Source organism: Soonwooa sp. T0.1_25, assembly GCF_057652215.1.
Window position 1 is genome coordinate 1 of the sequence record NZ_JBYFBZ010000030.1, and the last position, 3,532, is coordinate 3,532.

4 protein-coding genes are annotated in these 3,532 nt (G+C 27.3%); all 4 read right to left on the reverse strand.

The genetic code is table 11. The features are described from left to right. Positions 1-239 precede the first annotated feature (239 nt). A complete protein-coding gene (locus AC23MB_RS14095) occupies positions 240-446 on the reverse strand; it encodes a hypothetical protein (RefSeq protein ID WP_487787616.1) in 207 nt (68 codons plus the stop codon). A gap of 5 nt (positions 447-451) precedes the next feature. Then, positions 452-976 carry a DUF5063 domain-containing protein gene (locus tag AC23MB_RS14100; protein WP_487787617.1) on the reverse strand — a complete coding sequence of 175 codons (525 nt, stop codon included), beginning with the start codon at positions 974-976 and terminating at the stop codon, positions 452-454. Positions 977-1,205: 229 nt separating this feature from the next. After that, positions 1,206-2,324, reverse strand: coding sequence for a protein kinase family protein (locus AC23MB_RS14105; RefSeq protein WP_487787618.1), 1,119 nt, complete (start codon positions 2,322-2,324; stop codon positions 1,206-1,208). A gap of 238 nt (positions 2,325-2,562) precedes the next feature. Further along, positions 2,563-3,532: hypothetical protein (locus AC23MB_RS14110; protein WP_487787619.1), on the reverse strand; the 970-nt coding region annotated here is incomplete at its 5' end.

Genomic DNA, 3,532 nt, shown 5'->3' on the forward strand with positions numbered 1-3,532 from the left:
GATTTTCCTCTAAAAACCGCAATATTGGTATAAAATTGCAGATAACGGAAAAAGTATTGGCGAAGTGCGGGCTAAATTGGACGAAAAGTTCAATTCAGACTGCGTGGAGCCGATGCTTTTTTCGGATTGTTAAATTATAAAAAATAATAATACGAGAAAGCAGCGGCGTATAAATATTTCTACATTTTCTATTTTATATTCAACCCCGCATTTTGCCAATACATTGTTATGTGCAGTTTTTATTTGAAAAGCATTAGAATTGTTTCTAAAATTCCTTTTAATAAATATGCAATACCTTCTTTTTCATTGTCTTCATTGATTTTTTTTATGCGCTGGGTATCTGTTAGTTTTTGGCTCTTTTTTACTTTTCGATATGCAAGAATTAAACAGAAAAAAATTAATGCTATTGAAAATATAAATAATGATATTAGTTTAATATTCTCCATCTTTTTTATCCTTGCTTTATAAAGTAATTGATTCCGTACAGTGCATTTACACAATGGTTGTTCCAATGTTTTTCAAAATCAAATTTAAAATCAAAGATTGCGATTTCTTTACAGTCTAGTTTATTAAGATTGTAAATCAAAAGTGAATATTTTAAATCTTTGTAAATATCAGATAAGTCATCTAATAAATCTCCTAAAATTGTTTGATTTTCATTTTCAACTTTTGTTGGATTTAAAGTCATCCAATAATATCTATATTTGCCAAGATGATTTGAAATATTAATCATTATTTTTTCAAATTCATTCTTATCTAATATATCTTCATACTCGCGATCTGTTAAAAGTTCAATTGTTGGAATATTTAATGCGTTTAGATAAAGCTCTAAGAGTTTAAACTGAATTGTCTTCAGATATTCAGTTTCAGTTAAATTAGAATTTTCTTCAATTGTAGAGCAATATAAAGTTGCGGAATTGTAAAATGCTTTAAATTCTTCTGAATTTTCGATTTCTTGAATACTTAATTTTGACACGTGTTTAGATAAAATTGCACATAACGGAAAAAGTATTGGCGAAGCGCGGGCTTTCGAAGAACGAAAAGTTCAAGAAAAACTAAACGTAGCCGATGCTTTTTCTTGGAACTAAATTATAAAAAAATGTGGAAATAAAAAGCAGCGGCGGATAAATATTTCCACATTTTCTATTTTATATTCAACCCCGCATTTTGCCAATACAATGTTATCTGCAGTTGTTTATTTATACTTAAAAAGGAAGTCCATCATCTTCAATTGTATATCTTTCTATATTATCGAGTCTTTGCCATAGATTGTTTAAAATTATTTTTTGTTTATCAGAAGAAACAGAATTGATTAGCTTTATAAAATTACTTAGAACGTGTAAAGGAAATTCTGCTTTTTTATAATAACGAAAGTTACCGTTAACAAATTTTTCTGCAATAGCACCAGGATTTTGTATGTAATCTTCCAGCAAAGAATTTCTTTTAACTTCCTCCAATCCTTTATATATTTTTTCGATTTCTTTAATATAGACGGTGTTAGATTCAATTTTACTAAATGTGACACCCAAATTGTGTGCGAAATTTCTATATGATTCTTTTTCAGAATCAGTGAAATCAATTTCAATATCCTCTAATGAAATTATATGCCTTTGAATCAAATTAAAATTTTCAATTCGTGAATCATAATCTAATTTAGTCATTTGATTTATTACCTCTTTATAGATAAAATCATTGATGCCGCTTTCAACTATAATTTCTTCAAATAATTTTCCGATAAAATAAATTTCTGTACGAAAATTATAAATTTTATTTTCAAATTCTCTTGGAGGTTGAAATCTCCAATTTATTGATATGCTTTTGTCAAAATCTTCCTTGAAATTTATCCTTTTACCAAATCCAAAATCAATAATCTTAACAGTGTTTTGATTAGAAATTAAAATATTTTCCGGACGGATATCTCTGTGTAGAATATTATTATTTTCTAAATGTGCAAATCCATCAATTACTTGTTTGAAAATCGAGCTTATTAAATGTGGATTACTTGCTAAATAATTTTTAATATTCTCCCCATCTACAAACTCCATTAAAATATATCCTGTAAGTTTATCAGGATATAGATAATAATTGAAAACTCTAACTATGTTATTATGATATACATTGTGAAGAAATTTTATTTCGTCTATAAAATTTTGAAAGTAAATTTCTTTATAATCATCTGATATTGGATCGTATTTTTTACAAACAAATTGTTCATCAATAATTTCATCTTTCAATAAAATTGTTTTTCCCAATCCGCCTTGCCCAATATTTCTAATAAATTTATAATCTTTTTTTCTTAAGAATTCAATAACATTTTGACTCATTATTTTTTACGTAATATTTGAAAAACAATTGCAGATAACGGAAAAAGTATTGGCGAAGTGCGGGCTTAATTTGAACAAATGTTCAAGTTCAGACCAAGCGGAGCCGATGCTTTTTCAGATTGTCTAAATTAAGGAAAAAAACAATATGAAAAGCAGCGGCGGATAAATTTTTCCACTTTTTCTACTTTATATTTAACCCCGCATTTTGCCAATACTATGTTATGCGAGGTTTTTTTTATCATATTTCTTTTAAACGTTCATTTTGATAGATTACTTTAAAAAAATTAAAATCTTTGTTTCCCAAATATTTCATGAATTTTATAGATTTTCTATTTTCTTCCCTAAAATCATCTAAATTCATTATAAATGTAATTTCGTAATCTATTGACCTTACTGAATATTGATTAATTTCAGTTGTTGAATAAACACTATTTAGAATCTCGATATCTAAAATTTCATTATTATCAATCTCAAAAAATTTTAATTGTTCTTTTTTTGCATTATGTTTTAATAGCAATTTTATTGCTTGTTGATTTTCAGTCAGTATTTCATATGTTTCTAGAAAATAGTCTTCTCCCTTTTTTGTTAAAACCATTAAATCTGGATGACTATCTAATTCATCTAAAAGCAAATATTCTTTATCTTGAAATTCAAATAATGTTTTATACCCTTTTTTATAAAATTGATTATGAAAGATTCTTTTCAATAAATTTTTTGTAGATGAAGTAAATGAGTCAAAATTTTTTTTAGGAATTATATAATCTTTTTCTGCATATATATCCAAAACTTTCCCACTTTTTGTTGAATAGGTTGAATTATCTGTACAAGGATGTTTTGGCCAAGGACTTCCTAATTCGTCAAAGAAAACTCTAGATCCGTAGTTGTTTTGATAAAAGAAAACAGGTTTGCTACAAACTGGACATAATGCATTTGGAATCGTTATCGATAATTTTCCAGGAATAAATTCTTGAATAACTTTTTTCGAAAAATTTACTTTTTCAATAATTTTTTCATAGATACTTACTCTTCCACTAAAACTGAAGTTAGAGCCTTGTCCCCAATTGCAATTACAATTAGGAGGATGATTGTGGGCATTACACATTATTGACGGTGGTTTGGTTAAAATTTCGCATAACGGGAAAGGGCTTTGCGAAGTTACGCCAAAAACGAGGCTGCCATAGCTTTGGAGGCGTAATTTTGCAAAACCC

What these genes read in the sequence shown, in the direction of transcription:
- AC23MB_RS14095 (WP_487787616.1), bottom strand. Translation starts at nt 446, where the DNA reads ATGGAGAATATTAAACTAATATCATTATTTATATTTTCAATAGCATTA.
- AC23MB_RS14105 (WP_487787618.1), bottom strand. Translation starts at nt 2,324, where the DNA reads ATGAGTCAAAATGTTATTGAATTCTTAAGAAAAAAAGATTATAAATTT.